A 16,631-nucleotide genomic window follows, 5' to 3' on the forward strand; every position below is an offset into this window, starting at 1 on the left:
ATGAGCGAGTCCCAAGCGACGAGCCTGATCGACCTGCAGATCATGTGGCACCGGCTCATCGCCGTGGTCGAGGAGCAGGCCCAGGTGCTGCTGCGCACCGCCTTCAGCCCGATCGTGCGCGAATGCGGTGACCTCTCCGCCGGCGTGTTCGACCTGAAGGGCCGCATGCTGGCGCAGGCCGTCACCGGCACGCCCGGCCACGTCAACTCGATGGCCGAGTCGGTGAAGCACTTCATCACGCATTTCCCGATTGCGACGATGAAGCCGGGCGATGCCTACATCACCAACGATCCCTGGATGGGCACCGGCCATCTCAACGACTTCGTCGTCACCACGCCCTGCTTCAAGGACGGCGAGCCGGTCGCGCTGTTCTCCTGCACCAGCCATCTGATGGACATCGGCGGCATCGGCTTCGGCCCCGATGGCACCGACGTATTCATGGAAGGACTGTACATCCCGATGCTGAAGCTGATCGACCAGGGCGTCGTCAACGAGACGCTGATGGCGATGATCAGAGCGAATACACGCCTGCCGGTGGACACCGAGGGCGACACCTACTCGCTCGCCGCCTGCAACGATGTCGGCTGCCAGCGCCTGGTCGAGATGATGACCGAGTTCGGAATTGCCTCGCTCGATGAGCTCGGCGACTACATCTGCGACCGCTCGCGCGAGGCCGTCCTGGCCGAGATTGCCAAGCTGCCCAAGGGCACCTGGCGCAACGAGATGGTCGTCGACGGCTACGACGCGCCGGTGACTTTGAAGGCAGCGCTGACGATCTCGGACGACGGCATCCACGTCGATTTCGACGGCACGTCGAAGGCCTCGAAGTTCGGCATTAACGTGCCGCTGTCCTACACCACGGCCTACACCGTGTTCGGGCTCGGCTGCGTCGTGGCCTCCGCGATCCCCAACAATGCCGGCTCGCTGTCGCCGCTCACAGTGTCGGCGCCATCGGGCGCGATCCTCAATGCGCCGAAGCCCGCGCCGGTCGCCTCGCGCCATGTCATCGGCCAGATGCTGCCCGACGTGGTGTTCGGCTGCCTGCGCCAGATCATCCCGGAGCGCGTACCTGCCGAAGGCACCTCCTGCCTGTGGAATCTCAATGTGCGCGGCCAGACCCGCTCCGGCGCCGGCGGCAATTACGGATTCTCGATGGCGGTGACCTCGAACGGCGGCACCGGTGCCCGCTTCGACAAGGACGGGCTGTCGGCGACCGCCTATCCCTCGGGCGTCCGCGGCACGCCGGTCGAAATTGCCGAGACGCAGACGCCGCTGATCTTCTGGCGCAAGGAGCTGCGGCCGGATTCCGGCGGCGCCGGCCGCACCCGCGGCGGCCTCGGCCAGATCATCGAGGTCGGCAGCGGCGTCGACGCGCCGTTCGACATCCTCGCCGCCTTCGACCGCATCGATCACCCGCCGCGCGGCCGTGACGGCGGCCACAACGGCCAGGCCGGCTATGTCGGGCTCAAGTCGGGAAAGAAGCTGCGCGGCAAGGGTTTCCAGACCGTGCCGCCGGACGACCGGCTGGTGGTGCTGACACCCGGCGGTGCCGGCATCGGCGATCCCATGGAGCGGGCCGCAGAGCTGGTGCGGAGCGATGTCGAGAGCGGACTGGTATCGGCGGACAATGCTGCAAAGCTCTACGGACAGGCGCGGTGAGATCTCATGCCCGCCGGAACATTTGTGGCCTCATGGTTCGAGACGCGTCGCAAGGGCGACGCTCCTCACCATGAGGGTTTAGTACCGCGATCGATGCTGCACATTGACCATGAGAAAAGTCCTCATGGAGAGGATCAGCATCTTGCCGCGCAACGTACCCTCATCCTGAGGAGCCCGCCGCAGGCGGGCGTCTCGAAGGATGGCCGCGAGCATAGTGCTCGCCCAACCTTTTTCGATCTCATGCAAATAGCTCAGCAACGAACCCGGAGACACTCATGATCACGCGACGGACGTTCACGGCAGGTGCAGCTACCCTGCTCGCAGCCAGCCATGTCTCAACGAGGGCACGCGCCGCAACGACGACCTGGGACATGTCCACGGTCTGGCCCGACGGCAACTTCCACACCCAGAATGCGATGGCCTTTGCCGAGGAGGTGAAGAAGCAGACGGGCGGTGCGGTCAACATCACCGTGAAGGCCGGCGGTCAGCTTGGCTTCAAAGGGCCTGAGCATTTGCGCGCCGTGCGCGACGGCCTGGTGCCGCTGGCGGACGTGCTCAACATCCAGCAGGTCGGCGACGAGCCGTTCATGGGTGTCGAGAGCATCCCGTTCCTCGCCGGCTCGATGGACGAGCTCAAGGTGCTGCACAAATATGTGCGACCCGAATACGACAAGATCGCCGCGCGCAACAACCAGAAGATCCTCTACATCGTGCCGTGGCCGACGCAGTATCTGCATCTCAAGGTCAAGACGAACGACGTCGCCGGGCTGAAGAACATCAAGATCCGCGTGCCCGACAAGAACGCGGTCGACATGCTCAACGCCATCGGCATGGCCGCTGTCATGATCCCCTGGGGCGAGACGATCCCGGCGCTGGCCTCGGGCGCCGTCGCCGGCGTCTCGACCTCGTCGGTATCGGGTGTCGACGGCAAGTTCTGGGAGTTCCTCAAATACGTCTACCCGACCAACCATGTGTGGTCGTCGCAGATGCTCAACGTGAACCTGGATTCCTGGAAGGCGCTGGCGCCCGAGCAGCAGACAATCATCACCGACATCGCCGCGAAGATGGAGCCGACCTTCTGGGCCAACTCGGTCAAGGCCGACGTCGACAGCCTCAACCGCCTCAAGGAAGGCGGCATGGAAGTCGTTGCGGTCTCCGACGCCATGATGACGGAAATCCGGACCAAGACCGCGCCGCTGATGGACGCCTTCCTCAAGCGCGTGCCCGCCGCCGAAGCGCCGGTGAAGGCCTATCTCGCCGAGATGAAGCGTGGCTGAGGGTCTCGTCACGCCGTCGCCGCGCGAACAGGTGAGCCTCAACGCAGCGGCGCCGGCGCCGCTGCGCATTCTGCTCGACGTCATCGACCGGCTCGGCCGGCTCGATGGCTGGATCGGCGGCGGTTGCCTGCTGACGCTGACGTTGCTGATGCTTGCCGAGGTCACGACGCGGGCGCTGTCGAACGTGCTGCCGTTCTTCCCGCCGACGATCTCGATCGCCTGGGAATACTCGTCCTACCTGATGGCGGCCTCGTTCACCTTCGGCGCCGCCATGACCCTGCGGGTCGGCGGCCACATCCGCGTCGTGCTGCTCCTGAAGAACGTGCCGGCGCCGCTGCAGCGCGCGATGGAGGTGCTGGCGGCGGCCGCCGGCTTCGCCTTCATGGCGTTCCTGACCTGGGCGATGACGAAGTTCGCCTTTGGCTCGTTCATGCGCGGCCAGGTCTCGACCTCGAGCGACACACCGCTGTGGTTTCCGCAGGCCGTCGTCACCTTCGGCATGCTGCTGCTGACCCTGCAATTCCTCGCGCGTGCAATCCAGGCCGCGCTGGGGCTGCCCGTGGAGGATCACCGGATGAAGGCCTCGCCGGTCGAATGAAAACATCCTCCCTCCGTCATGCCCGGGCTTGTCCCGGGCAGCCACGTCCCTTCCCGCCCGCCCCACTCACCGCGGACTCCGTCGCCTCATGACCATCGAAGTCATCGCCCTGTTCGCCATCCTGTTCGCGCTGCTGGCCGGCGGCCTGTGGATCGGGCTGACGCTTGCCTTCACCGCAACCCTGCTGCTGGCGATGTTCCGGTCGATCCCGCTGGACAAGCTGCTTCCGCAATATGCCTGGAACATCCTGACCACCCAGGAGCTGCTGGCGCTGCCGCTGTTCATCCTGATGGGCGAGCTGCTATTCCGCACCCGGCTGTCGCGCTCGCTGTTCCAGGGCCTGGCGCCGTGGGCCGGCCTGCTGCCGGGCCGCCTGCTCCACGTCAATGTCATCGGCTGCACCATCTTCGCCGCGATCTCCGGCTCGTCGGCGGCGACGACGCAGGTGATCGGCCGGATGTCGCTCAACGAGCTGCTGCGCCGCGGCTATTCGCGCGACATCGCGATCGGCTCGCTGGCCGGCGCCGGCACGCTCGGCTTCCTGATCCCGCCGTCGAACATCATGATCATCTATGGCGTGCTCGGCGACGTCTCGATCTTAAAACTGTTCACCGCCGGCGTGCTGCCGGGGCTGCTGCTGGCCGGCACCTTCATGGGCTGGGTGATGCTGCACACCACGCTGAAGCCGGCGATGGTGCCGAAGGCGGAGGCGCTGCTGTCGCAGGTCCCCTGGGCCGAGCGCTTCGCGGCGCTGAAGGACCTGGCGCCGGCCCTGTTCCTGATCGCTTGCGTGCTCGGCTCGATGTATGGCGGCCTCGCCACGCCGTCGGAGGCCGCCGCCGTCGGCGTGCTCGGCGCGGCGCTGGTCGCCTATTTTCAGGGGTCGATGTCGCAGCAGGTGGTGCGCGACGTGATGATCGGCTCGGTCATCACCTGCTCGATGATCGCGCTGATCGTGCTCGGCGCGTCGATCCTCGGCAATGCCGCAGCCTTTCTCGGCATCCCGCAGGCCGTGGCCGCCTTCGTGAAGGGGCTCGGCCTGTCGCCGTTCATGCTGATCGCCGTGCTGATCGTGTTCTACCTGATCCTCGGCTGCTTTCTCGACGGCTTCTCGATGATCGTGATGACGCTCCCGATCGTGCTGCCGATCGTGAAGGGCGCCGGCTTCGACGAGGTCTGGTTCGGGATCTTCCTGGTGCTTGCCGTCGAGATGGCCCAGATCACGCCGCCGGTCGGCTTCAACCTGTTCGTGATTCAGGGACTGACGGAGGACGGTCTCGGCTACATCGCCCGCGTGACCGCCCCCTACCTCGTCATCATGATCGCCTTCGTGCTTCTGCTCACGCTGTTCCCGGGCATCGTGACGATCCTGCCACGATTGCTCTACGGGTAGCGCTTGTCAGGCCGCGCGCATCCCGTCGAGGAACTTCTGCACCTCGGCCTTCAGCCGCAGGCTCTCGCTGGACAGCGCCTGGGCGGACGCGAACATCCGGTTGGAGCTTTCGCCGGTCTCGCCTGCCCCACGTGCCGCGCTGCGGATGTTCTCGACGACCTCTGCGGTGCCGGTCGCGGCCGAGCGGACGCTCTGGGTGATGTTCTGCGTGGCGGCGCGCTGCTGTTCGACGGCGGCCGAGATCGAGGCGGCGATCCCGTTGATGCGCTCGATGGTCGAGCCGATCGCCTTGATGGCGTCGACCGACTCCTGGGTCACGGTCTGCATGTTGGCGATCTGGCTGGAGATCTCCTCCGTCGCCTTGGCGGTCTGCCCGGCCAGGGTCTTGACCTCCTGAGCGACCACCGCGAATCCGCGGCCGGCATCGCCGGCCCGGGCTGCCTCGATGGTGGCGTTGAGCGCCAGCAGGTTGGTCTGCTCGGCGATCGAGGTGATCAGCTTGACGACGTCGCCGATGCGGTTGCCGGCGTCGGACAGCTCCTTGATGCGCTGGTCGGTCGCGGTCGCCTGGTTGACCGCCTCGGCGGCGATGGCGTTGGACTCCTGCACGCGACGGATGATCTCGGCGATCGAGCCGGACAGCTCGTCCGAGGCAGCAGCCGCGGTGCGGACGTGCTCGGAGGCGGTTTCCGAAGCGCCGGCCGAATGACCGGACAGGTCGGCGGTGGTCCGCGCGGTCTGGGTGAGCTGGCGCGCCTCGCGCTCGAACTCGCCCGACGAGGTCAAGACGTTCTCGATGATGCCGCCGATGCTGGCCTGGAACGAATCGACGAAACGCTGCAGCTCGGCCTTGCGCTGCTCGACGGCCGCGGCGGCCGCAGCCGTCTGCTCCTCGCGCATCCGGCGCCGCTCGCTCGCGGCACTGCGGAACACGACCAGGCTGCGGGCGATCTCACCGATCTCGTCGCTGCGGTCATCGGACTTGATCGCAACGTCCTCGCGGCCCTCGGCGATGGCGGTGAGCGCGTCGGTCACCGCGGCGAGAGGCTTGGTGACGCGGCGTACCGCCAGCATGGTCAAGCCGAGCACCAGCAGCGCGGCGATCGCAGCCGCGACGACCATGGTCCGCATCGCCTGCGACAGCATGGCGTCGAGCTCGGCCATGGGCACGCCGACATACAGAATGCCGATCACCTTTCCAGCCGGATTGGTGACGGGAAAATAAGCGGTCATGAACGACTTGCCGAACAGCGTCGCGGGGCCCTTGTAAGCCTCGCCGCGGCGCAGCAGCGCCTGCGCCGGATGATCCGCGGCAAGCTGGGTGCCCACGGCGCGGTCGCCATTCTCCTTCTTCACGTTGGTCGAGCGGCGGACGAACTGGCCGCTGTCATCGACCACGAACAGCGTGGCGCTGCCGCCGACATAGGACACCGCGCGATCGACGATCGCGTGATCCTTGATCTCGGGAATCGCCGTAATCTCGATGCGCGTAACGACGCCGTTCTGCACGCTGACTTTCGCGTCCTTGAACGTTTCGGTGAACGTCAGCGCAAAGGTGCGAAGATTGCCTTCGATGTCGCGCTTGGCGCGGTCGGCGAAGTCAGAGGACAGCGACCAGTACGCTGCGCCGACGACCAGGGCGGTATTCAGGGCGATCACGACAACGGCACCGATCAGCGCCTTGGTGCCGAGCTTCAATTTGACGGACACGTCATAAACCTTCCAGGGGAACTGCAACTGAATCTCAAAGTGCCCGTAGTTCGTTTCAAAGCAGTTATTTTCCGGAGCGTAGAATACCGGAACTCTCTATAAAAACGGCAGTAAGATACCCTGATCATGTCCTCCTCCCCCATCATCGTGTGGTTTCGCGAGAGCCTGCGGCTCTCTGACCACCCCGCGTTGTATGAAGCAGCAAGGTCGGGCACTCGGATCGTTTGTAGTTACGTCCACGATCAGGAAAGCCCTGGGTTGCGTCCGCTCGGCGGCGCGACGCGCTGGTGGCTCGCGCAATCGTTGCGTGCACTCCAGGCCGAACTACATGCGCTCGGCGCCGGGCTCGTGATCCGCCGTGGAGCCGCGGCCGAGGTGCTCTGCGAACTGGCGCGTGAGACCAAGGCCGGCGCGGTGTACTGGAACGATGTCGCGCAGGCCGCCCCCCGCGCCGTGGCTGCCGATGTCGAAGCAGCACTCGCCGAGATCGGCGTCTCTTCACGCGTGTTTCCCGATGACCTTCTGGTCGATCCGGCCGAGTTGCGCGGCAAGGATGGACGCGGGCCGCGCGTGTTCACGCCGTTCTGGAAGCGCGTGCTCGCTCTGGGTGATCCGCCGAAGCCGCTGCCGCGGCCGGCCCGGCTGTCGCACGCCCCCGGCGGCGCGAGCTTGCCGATCGACGAGCTCGCGCTCGAGCCGCTCAAGCCCGACTGGGCGGGCGGCCTGCGCGCGTCATGGCAAGCCGGCGAGCGCGCGGCACAGGCGCGCCTCGCCAGCTTTCTCGAAACGGCCGTTCAGACCTATGCCGCCGATCGCGACCGGCCCGACATCGAGGCGACCTCCCGGCTGTCGCCGCATCTGCGCTTCGGCGAGATCAGCCCGCGCCAGGTCTGGCATGCGGCGCGATTTGCCGCCGCCGAGCGTCCGGCTTCCGCCGCCGGCATCGACAAGTTCCTGAGCGAGCTCGGCTGGCGCGAGTTCAGCCGCCACCTGCTCTACAACAATCCCGACCTCGCAACCCGCAACCTGCAGCCGTCATTCGACGCCTTTCCCTGGGCTCAGGATGATGCAGCGCTGCAGGCCTGGCAGCGCGGGCGAACCGGATATCCGATCGTCGACGCCGGCATGCGCGAGCTCTGGCATACCGGAAGCATGCACAACCGCGTCCGTATGGTGGTCGCCTCGCTGCTCGTGAAGCACCTTCTGATCGACTGGCGGCTCGGCGAACAGTGGTTCTGGGACACGCTGGTCGACGCCGACCCGGGCAGCAATCCGGCAAGTTGGCAATGGGTTGCAGGATCGGGCGCCGACGCCGCGCCGTACTTCCGCGTCTTCAATCCCGTGCTGCAGGGCGAGAAGTTCGATTCTCACGGGACCTATGTCCGCCGCTGGGTGCCGGAGCTGGCGCGCCTGCCGGCCGCGCTGGTCCACCAGCCCTGGGCGGCAAAGCCGCTCGAGCTCGCGGAGGCCGGGGTTGCACTCGGCCGCTCCTACCCGGCGCCGTTCGTGGATCACAAGTATGGGCGGGAGCGCGCGCTGGCAGCCTACGCGAGCTTGCGCACAAGTGATTAGTTGGGGTGCGCTTTGACAGCACGGAGAATCCAGCTATCGTCGCAAGGTTTCCAACAAATCGGGGGACCCGATATGGACGACACTCCACTCTCTGACCCGACCGTGACCGAGACCAGCATGCCCGCCGAGGCGCCGAAGGATCCGGTGATCACGACGGCACCTAAGGCCCGGCGAGCGGCCAAGAAGACCGCGAAGAAGACCTCCAAGAAGGCTGCACCCAAGCGGGCCGCCGCCAAGGCCAAGAAGGTCGCGACCAAGAAGTCCGCCAAGAAGGCTGTGAAGAAGACCGTGAAGAAGGCGGCCAAGAAAGCTGCGAAGAAGACGGCCAAGAAGGCCACCAAGAAAGCGGCCAAGAAGACGAAGAAGGCCAAGCGCTGATTCTGCTCGGCCCGGCCTGAAGGCAGGCGATCGGCTTGCCCCGGCCGACTCGGCGAAACAATCCAGTGCCCGGTCGTGGGGACAATCTGGCGCTGGATTGTTTCGTGTGGTGTGGTCCGGATGCCGGCCCGGAACCACGATCCGGTGTCCAGGGCATAACGCAGCAAACATGCTGCAACCCGGCGCGACGATCGGAGCCGTCGGAGAGGCCAGCGTCTCGAGGAGGAACGTCGTCCTCACCAGACGTCAGGACAGGGGTCGACGATCTTCCAGAGCTCGATGCCGTTCTTGATCCGCTTCATCTCGGTGGTGAGCCCGCCGTTGCGCCGGATCCAGTCCTTCACCGAATCGGGGTAATAGGACATCAGCTCGGACGTCCCCTCCACGCTGGTGACCTTGATGCCGAACGTGAACGCCTTGTCGTAATAGGCCTGGTGGAAGCCGAGGCTGGCCCTGGGCGTGACGCAGATCCTGTTGAGCGGCACCAAGCCGAAGACGAGCGTACAGGCCGAATTGCAGATGCCGTCGATGATGACGCGCTGATGCGTTTCCCGGATGTGCTTGTACTTGGCCTTGTACTCTTCGATGTAGCCACCATGATCGCGCGTAATGTGCAAATCCGCACGCGCCGGGCTAGCGGCGACCAGCAGGAGCACGACGCTTGGGATCAGGCGATTCATGGATCGGACGGCAAACCCGGTCTTTTCTGGCGCTGTCGCGACAACGCCTCGAGCCCAATGCACGACGGCACTGCCGGACCTTGTCATGGCTCCTTAAGCATGCGGAAAAGGCCAAAATTTTGACGAACTATCGCCTTTTGCGCACCCTTTCCGCCACTTCCGCGTTAGGCTACCGGCCAGACGGCCGGCCTTGACGTCGTTTTCCGGAGAAGAGAAAAGTCATGAGCAAGCTCGCATCCCTCGCCGCCGCCTTGATCGTGTCAACTGCCGCCCTGGTGCCCGCCACGTCCGAGGCACGCAGCCATCATCGGCATCATCGCCACCACTACGGGCTGCCCTACGCCATCAGCTTCCTGCACAATTATGGCCCCGGCCCGCTGCCCGGCACCTTTGCGTTCTATGACGGTCCTTCCACCAACCACTGCTACCAGAGCTCGGCCGCCTATATCGGCCAGGACCGACGCCGGCATCCCTGCTTCTGATGCCATCCGGGGACGCTGAGCCAGCTTCGGCGAACGACCATTCATGCGCGGCGGAGGCTGGCCTTGCCCATCCAAGTCTGGTATCCCGGTGACGCGGGAGATTTGGCCCGCACCGCGCGCTCGTAGCTCAGCTGGATAGAGCATCGGATTTCGATTCCGAGGGTCGGGAGTTCGAATCTCTCCGAGCGCGCCAGGGCTGTCTTCGCAGACCATTGCCCCTCATCGCCGACAATCATCAGAAATCCGAATAAGCGCTGATAAGTCAACACATTAACGCTTCGTTCATCATCGCCCGCCATCGCCGTTCATTGCTGACCATCATTCGCCCTACCGCCCCCTCAGCTGTCCCTCGATTTGAGTTGAGACCCTGAGTTTGATGCGGCCACTGCTCGGCGGCGACACCTGCTCTACGTGGCCAATGAGGGTTATGTTCTCCTGATGCGCAGCCTGCTGGCGGCGCGAACGGGCGGTTACCGAGGGTTCGACCGTCCGGAGGACAGAGCCGAGGTCACCCGGGCTCTTCGTGGCCTTATCGAGCGTATCGTGCTGCGCCCAGCGCCAAGCGTGGCCCAATCGACGCCACGCTTCATGAGGACTAGGGTACCGTGCTGAGCCCGACAACGGCACAAAACGGCGAAAAGGAAGCGTGAACCGAAACTCCCGGACCCCTTTGGCATTAGTGGTCGCGGCGGGCGAGCAACCATCTCAATCGAACCGTCTGCTGAGTGGCTCGGTTATCCAGCTAGCCGCGAATGAGTTCACGCCGCCTAGAGTCCGCGACCTGTGCTCGCGTGGATACAAGTGAGCATTCAGGTGTCTCGACATCGCAGCCAGCTACCGATCGAGCTTCTGCGCAAAATGCACTGCCTGCAAACAACTATCGGCCTTCACATCTGCGACCCGCTTGATCGTTGTCTCGAGATAGATTGGCGGATTGGCCGAACGAACCCAATCAGTCGCGCCCTCCACGTCGCCAACCTTCTCGAAACCGAGTCGCTGGTAGAGTTGCGCCACGAGTCTGTTCTTCTTGCTCGGCACGTAACGCCCGCGGATCACCTCGCAGCCACGCGCGAGGGCGACGCGCGCGATCTCGTTGGCAATGAACTCTTCCATCGCCCGGCCCAGCACGCGGCAGCTCATGACCCATGTATCAATGACGAGCGCAAGGCCGTCTTGTCGCATCAGCACCACCGAGATCAGGCCATTGTCACCGAAACGATCGCGCAGGGTGAAATGACGGCAGATCCAGTTGCCGTCGGCCTGAAACGCCCTCACCTCGGCTTCGCTGTAGCGCGTGCCGGTCAGATGGAACTGGTTGCTCTTGTTGATCAATTGCGTCGAGCGTGCGAGATACATTCCGTCAGCGCAGCCGACTTCGGCCTCCATCAGCAGGCTCTTCTGGAATTGGGCCTGGTCGGTAAACGATCCCTGAAGTTCGCGACGTTGCGCGTTGGCGCGATAATAGTCGGTGCGCACCGCGTCTTCTTGCGAATAGGCGACCGTCTCGAAATAGCGTTGCCGATGCACGAGCCCGACATATTCCGCGGGATCGTCCGACAATTCGGGGACGGTGACCATCGGCAGATACTGGCGCACCAGGTCACGCTCCACCGGATTATCGTCCACGAACACCATCGAATCGAGGCCTATATTCAAGTTCTCGGCGATCGTGCGGATATTGTCAGCCTTGTTGCTCCAGTTGGCCATGAACTCCGCGACGTCGTCGAGCCTAAGGCGCATATCCGGATGTTGCTCGAACGGCTCCCTTGCATTGGCGACATCGTTCTTGCTACAGACGGCGAGGATGACACCGCGCTGCTTGAGGCTCTTGAAGTAGTTCTGAATTTGGCTGAACGCCTCGCCGGTCGCGCCGTTGCCAAGTTTGATCCCCGCCAGCCCGTCGTCCCCAATCACCCCGCCCCACAACGTGTTATCGAGGTCTAGCACGACGCATTTCTTGGCTTGGCCCTTGATCGCCGCGACCAACCGCGCAAAGGTAAAGCCGACCAGACCCATCGCATCGAACGTCATCGGCTGCTTGGAATGATGCCAGTGCCGATATTCGAACCAACGCGCTTGGCCGTAAAGTGCTGACAGGTGATCATAATCGAAAATGACGACGCCACCCGAGGCGCGGTCGGCGAGCCGGCTGTTGAACTTGCGAATGACCGAGCGCCGGCTCCAGCCGACGGATCCCTCGAAATTGCCGAAAATGTCGATCGCGGGCGTGTCCGCGTTGTTCTGGATGACGAGGGCCGAACAATTCTTACGCACCTCTGCCCAAAGGCCTTCCGCCATGTCTACCTCCGCGGCGACCGCGTCCTCGACGAGGTCGACGGCGCTGCCCGGTGGCATGTCGATCCGCAAATCGCGACCGGTCGTGAAGATCCACACAATCTCCGGCTGAAACGCGTACAGCTCGCCATCTTTGTCAAGAATGGTCGGAACGATGGTATCGAACGGGGCGATGTAGAACTGCGCGGCAAAGCCTTCGCTCGCCAGCCACAAGCGGACCATCTCCGAGACATGATCGACCGTGGCGCTCGACAGAATCGCGATCCTGATCGGCTTCAGGCCGAGCGCATCGCGATCCATCGTGTCGAACACCTTGAGATATTTGCGCAAGGTGACAAAGCTGTCATTTGGATCAATAGCGCTTCGCAAGGTCGCAAAGGCCTCGTGGATATCCCCCCGCCGCGCCTGCGCACAGAAGCTGGCGAAACGGTCGTTCGATCGCGTGCTGTTCATTTCAGATCCGCTCATCGCAAACGTCTGGTCACATGTCCCAGTTCGCCGCCATGTCGCGGTAGCGCTTCCGCGGCAAGCCCGAAACTTGGCAATTCATTGGACCAGTAAGCCGGTTGATCCCAACGCCAAATCTGGCGCCGCTCCCTTAGATCCGGCGCTCCCGCAACGGATCCGCGACCAAGGCCGCTGCACCGTCCGATCCGGTCCTCACGGCCCGAAGACGCTGCTGACGAGTTCGGGGCGGTTGATCACCTGTACCCGTCCCGGCGACCGGTTCTCATGAAGTCGCTTCAGCGAGGCGATGACGTCGTCGTTGTCGCCAAAGTCGCCTGCCAATTGCCTCTTCATAATGGTGTTGATGCCTTCCTGCAATTGCCTGATCTCGCGGAAGTCGTAGCCCTGATCGTACAGATAGGCCATGTACCAGAGGCTGGTGTCGGGATCGACGAAGCAGGCGTTCTTGATCGATTGGAACATTTCGAGCTTGATGCGACCGGCGTCCTCAGAAGACATCGTGTTGTGCTTCCAATTCGCGCCCATACCAGTCAGCCCGAATTCCTCCCGCCTGTTGTGAATATCGGTGTGCTCCATGTAATAGAATTCCTTCAGCGAGTAGAACTGGACGCCGCAATTCTCGATGAAGTCCATGTTGTCACGAATGGTCTCATCGGTCTCGCCGGGGAAGCCAAGTACGAAGGCGGATAGCGAGTTGATGTCGTATTTGTTCAACAGCTCGATCCCACGCCGGAAATCGGCGCGCCGCGCCTTCTTGTTCATGTTTTCGAGCACGGTGTCATTGGCGGATTCGACGCCGAGATAGACCCCCTTGCATCCCGAGTCCTTCATCGCGCGTACGATCTCTTCGTCGACATACTGCACACGCAGGAAGGAAAACCACTCGAAATCATACTCCTGGAATATCTTGAGCAGCGCTTTGAAACGGTGCGGCGGCACGTTGAAGGTGTCGTCGATGAAGATGATCCGGTCTATGCCGCCGATGCGCTTCACCGCGTCGAGATGCATTCTGACCTTGTCGCCCGCCAGTGTCTTCCAGCCGCCGGCCGTCGTCGGATAGGAGCAGAAGGCGCAGGAGAACGGACATCCCGACGCCGTCCTGATCTGGACGGTGCGGTTCAGGAACGGCGCGTCCAGCTGGTCCCACAAGGCCGGGCAGTCATCGAGAAGTGGCGTGTTCCATTGCACCGGACCGGCAGAAAAGCTGCCGCGTTCTAAGGTGCAGAGGTTCTTGACCTCGTCAAATCCCCCGCCCTTGCCTCGGGCCAGGAGCAGATCCCGCAGGTCGAACTCCGAATTGAAGGCATGCAGCATGTGCTTGATGCCGTATTTGCGCATCGGCTCCGCCAGATCGGCCGGCGAGCCATTGATGATATAGGAATTCGCGAATGCGCCGCCGACGATGATCTCCATGTCGGGATCGAGCTTTTTGAGCCGTTTGCAGATGCGCCCGATCTCCTTGAAGGTCAGAAAGAAGGTCGATGAGATACCGACGGGGATCTTGCCACCGCTGCTCCGATAGGCCTCCTCGAACAGATCCCAGTCACTATCGATGTTGTTGATGATCTTGGTACGAATCCCGAACGACAGCAGGTAATTCGCAACATGCAGTCCGCTTGCGGATGGGAGGTTCCAGATATTCAGCGACTGCCGGCGGCCGGGATAATCGGACTCAAAATAGTTCGGGCGTCCCGAGATCGCGTTGATGAAATCAAGATGGCCAACGAACTTGCCCTCGTGCCGAACCATTCGTGGGTAGACCAGCGACCGGAACAGATCCAACCGATCGATTGGCAGCGCCGAATACGCGTCGTACTCAACGACGTTCGATTGGCAGATCAATATAAAATCCCAATCCGTCATGATCGGCTCCTGGTAAATCCAACTTGGACCTTGCCCTTGGCAACGCTCATCTGAGTACGCTGGCGAATGACATCAACATTGGCAACGAAGACCTCGGCTGCGCTCGACCATTGCGTAACCGTTGCCTGAATACGGATCGTGTCACCGATATAGAGCGGCTCGATCCATCGAAGATTGATCGATTGCAGGATGCAGTCGAGACCCGGCAGCTGAAGCCCGAACAGCCGTGAGATGAAACCGGCGATCAGCATGCCGTGGACGACACGCGCTTCGAAACCACGCTCCCTGGCCACACCATCGTCCATGTGGATCGGGGACACGTCGCCGGTAAGCGCGGCAAACTGGTCGACATGATGGCGTTCGACGAGCTGTTCGATCTCCGCCGTCAAGCCGACGAAGATATCCTCCGGTCTCAGGCACAGAACCGCGCTCGCGCCGCCGGCAAACTGAGCCATCCCCCGTCCTGTCCATCAGCATTATCAAAGTGCTCGACACTGCTTAGAATGAGGCCGAACACACCCCTAACGTTTGTAAATTACCCGCTTCCGACCAACCGGTCGAGAAGAAACGAACGCCACCTACTCGCAGGGGTCGCATACTGTGGCGCCATCGACACCCGGACAGCCGCCGATGACCGCCCCGCCCCCAATCGCGTTCAGCCAATGCACTCAAAAAGACATAGCCGCCCTACCGCAATTCGAAACGCGAACCGTTCGATCCCGCCCTCTTCCGGTGATAGACGGACCTGCACAGGCAACTAACGTGCCATCTTCTTCTCGAGCAACGCCACCATCGCCGCGACATTCTCGAGATTGCCGATTTCCGAAGCGTTGAGGCGTTGGCCGAACTCTTCCTCGACCGCCAGCACCAGCGAGATGTGAGTCACTGAATCCCACTCATCGAGGTCGTCGGCCGTCATCTCGGGGAAGATCTTGATGGTCTCATCGCCGAAGGTCTCGATGAAAACCTTGTTCAAGCGCTCGTAGATTTCAGCCGTCATTTCTGCACTCCGTCCTAAAGGCAATTACTTCACGAAAGTCGATCTGTAGAGATGATAGTGATTGACATAGTCGCTCGCGCGCTTGAGATCACCCCGCAGACCGGCGATATCCAGCCGCGGCAGCGCGGCATTGAAGCCGGCGTCGCCGCTCGCCTCGATCAGGGCGGCAACCATTCCAGCCTCCGATGGATGAGACGTGTCGACGAAGTTTTCGGGATCCTTCGACATGGCAGCACGGCTCAGATCGACGTGGATGATTTCCATCTCGGCGAATCTTCTTTTCATTGTCTCGCTCTCGAAATCGCGCCAAGTGCCCGCGTAGGGTCGATATCCTTCGTTGTGATCCAGGAAATCGACTGTCGGCGCAAAGATTGGAAACTGGATTCCGACCAGCAGGATCCCCTTGGCCTTGGCATCCGCGGCCATTCCCGCCAATTGAGCGAGTTGCTCCTCGTCGGCTTTGGGAGCGCCAGGAATGGCATTAACCAAACCGTTTCTGAAATCAAGCATGACCTGCTTGGCGGTGTCATATTGCGCTAGCTGATAGATCAACGATCCATCCCAACGAAAGCCGGCGCCGGTTCGTGCAGCCGTGACTCCGACCATGGTCAGATCCTCCCGCGGATGCTTCGGATAGCGGCCCGCAAGACACTCCCATACAGCCTCTAAACCGCGACCGCTGGAATCGATCGTCTGACCGATCAAGGAGCCGATGCCTCCGATACGTTCCTCGACACCGTAGCGGAACGTCCCTGCCCGCTTCCCCTCTATCCTCTGGTAGGAATTTGAGAGCTGGAAGTAATCCATCGAGAAGATGACCACGCGGGGATGCGCGACCTCGGTGATCCTGTTGAGGAAGTCGCGCAGCTGCGATACTGTCCAGGCTGTCAGACAGGCGTTGTAGAACTTGTAAGGAATGAACATCGCCGACCGCAGCTGGCTGCAGCGCGAATTTCCGATCGCGATGATTTCAGGCTGCTCGTCGGCAATCCGCTGCAGCTTGAAGGCCGCCCAGTTGCGCGCGTCGGTCGGAAAAAAAACCGCGGGCATGTTGTCCTGTTGCAGGCGAGCAGCGACCGCGGGTGGACGCCCCTCGAGTGTAGCCCACCCCAGATACGCCATCAGCGCGATCTGGATTAGCGCGCACCCCACCACCCAAGCCACGAAACGACGGCCCCGGACCACCGCCGTCCGCTCTTCCAAGTTCGGCGAAACGGACAATTGCATGACTGATCCTGCTGAGCTCATCTGTCGAA

14 protein-coding genes and 1 tRNA gene are annotated in these 16,631 nt (G+C 62.7%); 8 read left to right on the forward strand and 7 right to left on the reverse strand.

The features are described from left to right. The 4 genes from QX135_RS31935 to QX135_RS31950 all read left to right on the forward strand — a co-directional run bounded on the left by QX135_RS31935 (window position 1) and on the right by QX135_RS31950 (window position 4,927). Entirely contained in the window at window positions 1–1,659 is a 1,659-nt protein-coding gene (locus QX135_RS31935) for a hydantoinase B/oxoprolinase family protein (RefSeq protein WP_316234473.1), read from the forward strand. Window positions 1,660–1,934: 275 nt separating this feature from the next. Then, entirely contained in the window at window positions 1,935–2,936 is a 1,002-nt protein-coding gene (locus QX135_RS31940) for a TRAP transporter substrate-binding protein (protein ID WP_316182582.1), read from the forward strand. Then, on the forward strand, window positions 2,929–3,534 hold the full coding sequence (locus QX135_RS31945; protein ID WP_315776582.1) for a TRAP transporter small permease: 606 nt from the start codon (window positions 2,929–2,931) through the stop codon (window positions 3,532–3,534). The genes QX135_RS31940 and QX135_RS31945 overlap by 8 nt, the downstream gene beginning before the upstream one ends. Window positions 3,535–3,622: 88 nt before the next feature. Further along, the gene (locus QX135_RS31950; protein WP_316182580.1) at window positions 3,623–4,927 is read left to right on the forward strand and encodes a TRAP transporter large permease subunit; all 1,305 of its coding nucleotides are present in this window, start codon (window positions 3,623–3,625) and stop codon (window positions 4,925–4,927) included. 6 nt (window positions 4,928–4,933) lie between these two features. On the opposite strand, the gene QX135_RS31955 is transcribed toward QX135_RS31950, so the two are convergent. Then, complete coding sequence (locus QX135_RS31955) at window positions 4,934–6,637, reverse strand: methyl-accepting chemotaxis protein (protein ID WP_315798634.1); 1,704 nt, start codon at window positions 6,635–6,637, stop codon at window positions 4,934–4,936. Between the two features lie 126 nt (window positions 6,638–6,763). On the opposite strand from QX135_RS31955, the gene QX135_RS31960 reads away from it, so the two are divergent. Beyond that, window positions 6,764–8,209 carry a deoxyribodipyrimidine photo-lyase gene (locus QX135_RS31960; RefSeq protein WP_316182578.1) on the forward strand — a complete coding sequence of 482 codons (1,446 nt, stop codon included), beginning with the start codon at window positions 6,764–6,766 and terminating at the stop codon, window positions 8,207–8,209. A 72-nt stretch (window positions 8,210–8,281) separates the two neighbouring features. Beyond that, window positions 8,282–8,587, forward strand: coding sequence for a histone (locus QX135_RS31965; RefSeq protein ID WP_316182576.1), 306 nt, complete (start codon window positions 8,282–8,284; stop codon window positions 8,585–8,587). Window positions 8,588–8,823: 236 nt separating this feature from the next. Here QX135_RS31965 and QX135_RS31970 read toward each other — a convergent pair whose 3' ends face one another. Continuing rightward, complete coding sequence (locus tag QX135_RS31970; protein ID WP_315776587.1) at window positions 8,824–9,267, reverse strand: hypothetical protein; 444 nt, start codon at window positions 9,265–9,267, stop codon at window positions 8,824–8,826. A gap of 221 nt (window positions 9,268–9,488) precedes the next feature. Here QX135_RS31970 and QX135_RS31975 point away from each other — a divergent pair, with 221 nt between their 5' ends. Both QX135_RS31975 and QX135_RS31980 read left to right on the forward strand, forming a co-directional pair. After that, a complete protein-coding gene (locus tag QX135_RS31975; protein ID WP_315737659.1) occupies window positions 9,489–9,749 on the forward strand; it encodes a hypothetical protein in 261 nt (86 codons plus the stop codon). Window positions 9,750–9,865: 116 nt separating this feature from the next. Continuing rightward, window positions 9,866–9,942: transfer RNA gene (locus tag QX135_RS31980), tRNA-Arg, on the forward strand. A gap of 641 nt (window positions 9,943–10,583) precedes the next feature. On the opposite strand, the gene QX135_RS31985 is transcribed toward QX135_RS31980, so the two are convergent. From QX135_RS31985 to QX135_RS32005, 5 genes are all read right to left on the reverse strand, one after another. Beyond that, window positions 10,584–12,512, reverse strand: coding sequence for an HAD-IIIC family phosphatase (locus tag QX135_RS31985; RefSeq protein ID WP_316234474.1), 1,929 nt, complete (start codon window positions 12,510–12,512; stop codon window positions 10,584–10,586). Between the two features lie 192 nt (window positions 12,513–12,704). Further along, window positions 12,705–14,375: a radical SAM protein gene (locus tag QX135_RS31990; protein ID WP_315780920.1), complete on the reverse strand. Its 1,671-nt coding sequence runs from the start codon at window positions 14,373–14,375 to the stop codon at window positions 12,705–12,707. Beyond that, window positions 14,372–14,830 carry a MaoC/PaaZ C-terminal domain-containing protein gene (locus tag QX135_RS31995; protein WP_315780918.1) on the reverse strand — a complete coding sequence of 153 codons (459 nt, stop codon included), beginning with the start codon at window positions 14,828–14,830 and terminating at the stop codon, window positions 14,372–14,374. The genes QX135_RS31990 and QX135_RS31995 overlap by 4 nt, the downstream gene beginning before the upstream one ends. Before the next feature lie 302 nt (window positions 14,831–15,132). Then, window positions 15,133–15,375 (reverse strand): acyl carrier protein, encoded by a 243-nt coding sequence (locus QX135_RS32000; RefSeq protein ID WP_315780917.1) that lies wholly within the window; start codon window positions 15,373–15,375, stop codon window positions 15,133–15,135. A 24-nt stretch (window positions 15,376–15,399) separates the two neighbouring features. Beyond that, window positions 15,400–16,602, reverse strand: a complete 1,203-nt coding sequence (locus QX135_RS32005; RefSeq protein WP_316182571.1) for a hypothetical protein — start codon at window positions 16,600–16,602, stop codon at window positions 15,400–15,402. Between the last annotated feature and the right edge of the window lie 29 nt (window positions 16,603–16,631).

Source organism: Bradyrhizobium sp. SZCCHNR1098 (genome assembly GCF_032489375.1).
GTDB lineage: Bacteria > Pseudomonadota > Alphaproteobacteria > Rhizobiales > Xanthobacteraceae > Bradyrhizobium.

What these genes read in the sequence shown, in the direction of transcription:
- QX135_RS31985 (WP_316234474.1), bottom strand. Translation starts at nt 12,512, where the DNA reads ATGAGCGGATCTGAAATGAACAGCACGCGATCGAACGACCGTTTCGCC.
- QX135_RS31965 (WP_316182576.1), top strand. Translation starts at nt 8,282, where the DNA reads ATGGACGACACTCCACTCTCTGACCCGACCGTGACCGAGACCAGCATG.
- QX135_RS31935 (WP_316234473.1), top strand. Translation starts at nt 1, where the DNA reads ATGAGCGAGTCCCAAGCGACGAGCCTGATCGACCTGCAGATCATGTGG.
- QX135_RS31995 (WP_315780918.1), bottom strand. Translation starts at nt 14,830, where the DNA reads ATGGCTCAGTTTGCCGGCGGCGCGAGCGCGGTTCTGTGCCTGAGACCG.
- QX135_RS31970 (WP_315776587.1), bottom strand. Translation starts at nt 9,267, where the DNA reads ATGAATCGCCTGATCCCAAGCGTCGTGCTCCTGCTGGTCGCCGCTAGC.
- QX135_RS31975 (WP_315737659.1), top strand. Translation starts at nt 9,489, where the DNA reads ATGAGCAAGCTCGCATCCCTCGCCGCCGCCTTGATCGTGTCAACTGCC.
- QX135_RS31960 (WP_316182578.1), top strand. Translation starts at nt 6,764, where the DNA reads ATGTCCTCCTCCCCCATCATCGTGTGGTTTCGCGAGAGCCTGCGGCTC.
- QX135_RS32000 (WP_315780917.1), bottom strand. Translation starts at nt 15,375, where the DNA reads ATGACGGCTGAAATCTACGAGCGCTTGAACAAGGTTTTCATCGAGACC.
- QX135_RS31990 (WP_315780920.1), bottom strand. Translation starts at nt 14,375, where the DNA reads ATGACGGATTGGGATTTTATATTGATCTGCCAATCGAACGTCGTTGAG.
- QX135_RS31950 (WP_316182580.1), top strand. Translation starts at nt 3,623, where the DNA reads ATGACCATCGAAGTCATCGCCCTGTTCGCCATCCTGTTCGCGCTGCTG.
- QX135_RS32005 (WP_316182571.1), bottom strand. Translation starts at nt 16,602, where the DNA reads ATGCAATTGTCCGTTTCGCCGAACTTGGAAGAGCGGACGGCGGTGGTC.
- QX135_RS31940 (WP_316182582.1), top strand. Translation starts at nt 1,935, where the DNA reads ATGATCACGCGACGGACGTTCACGGCAGGTGCAGCTACCCTGCTCGCA.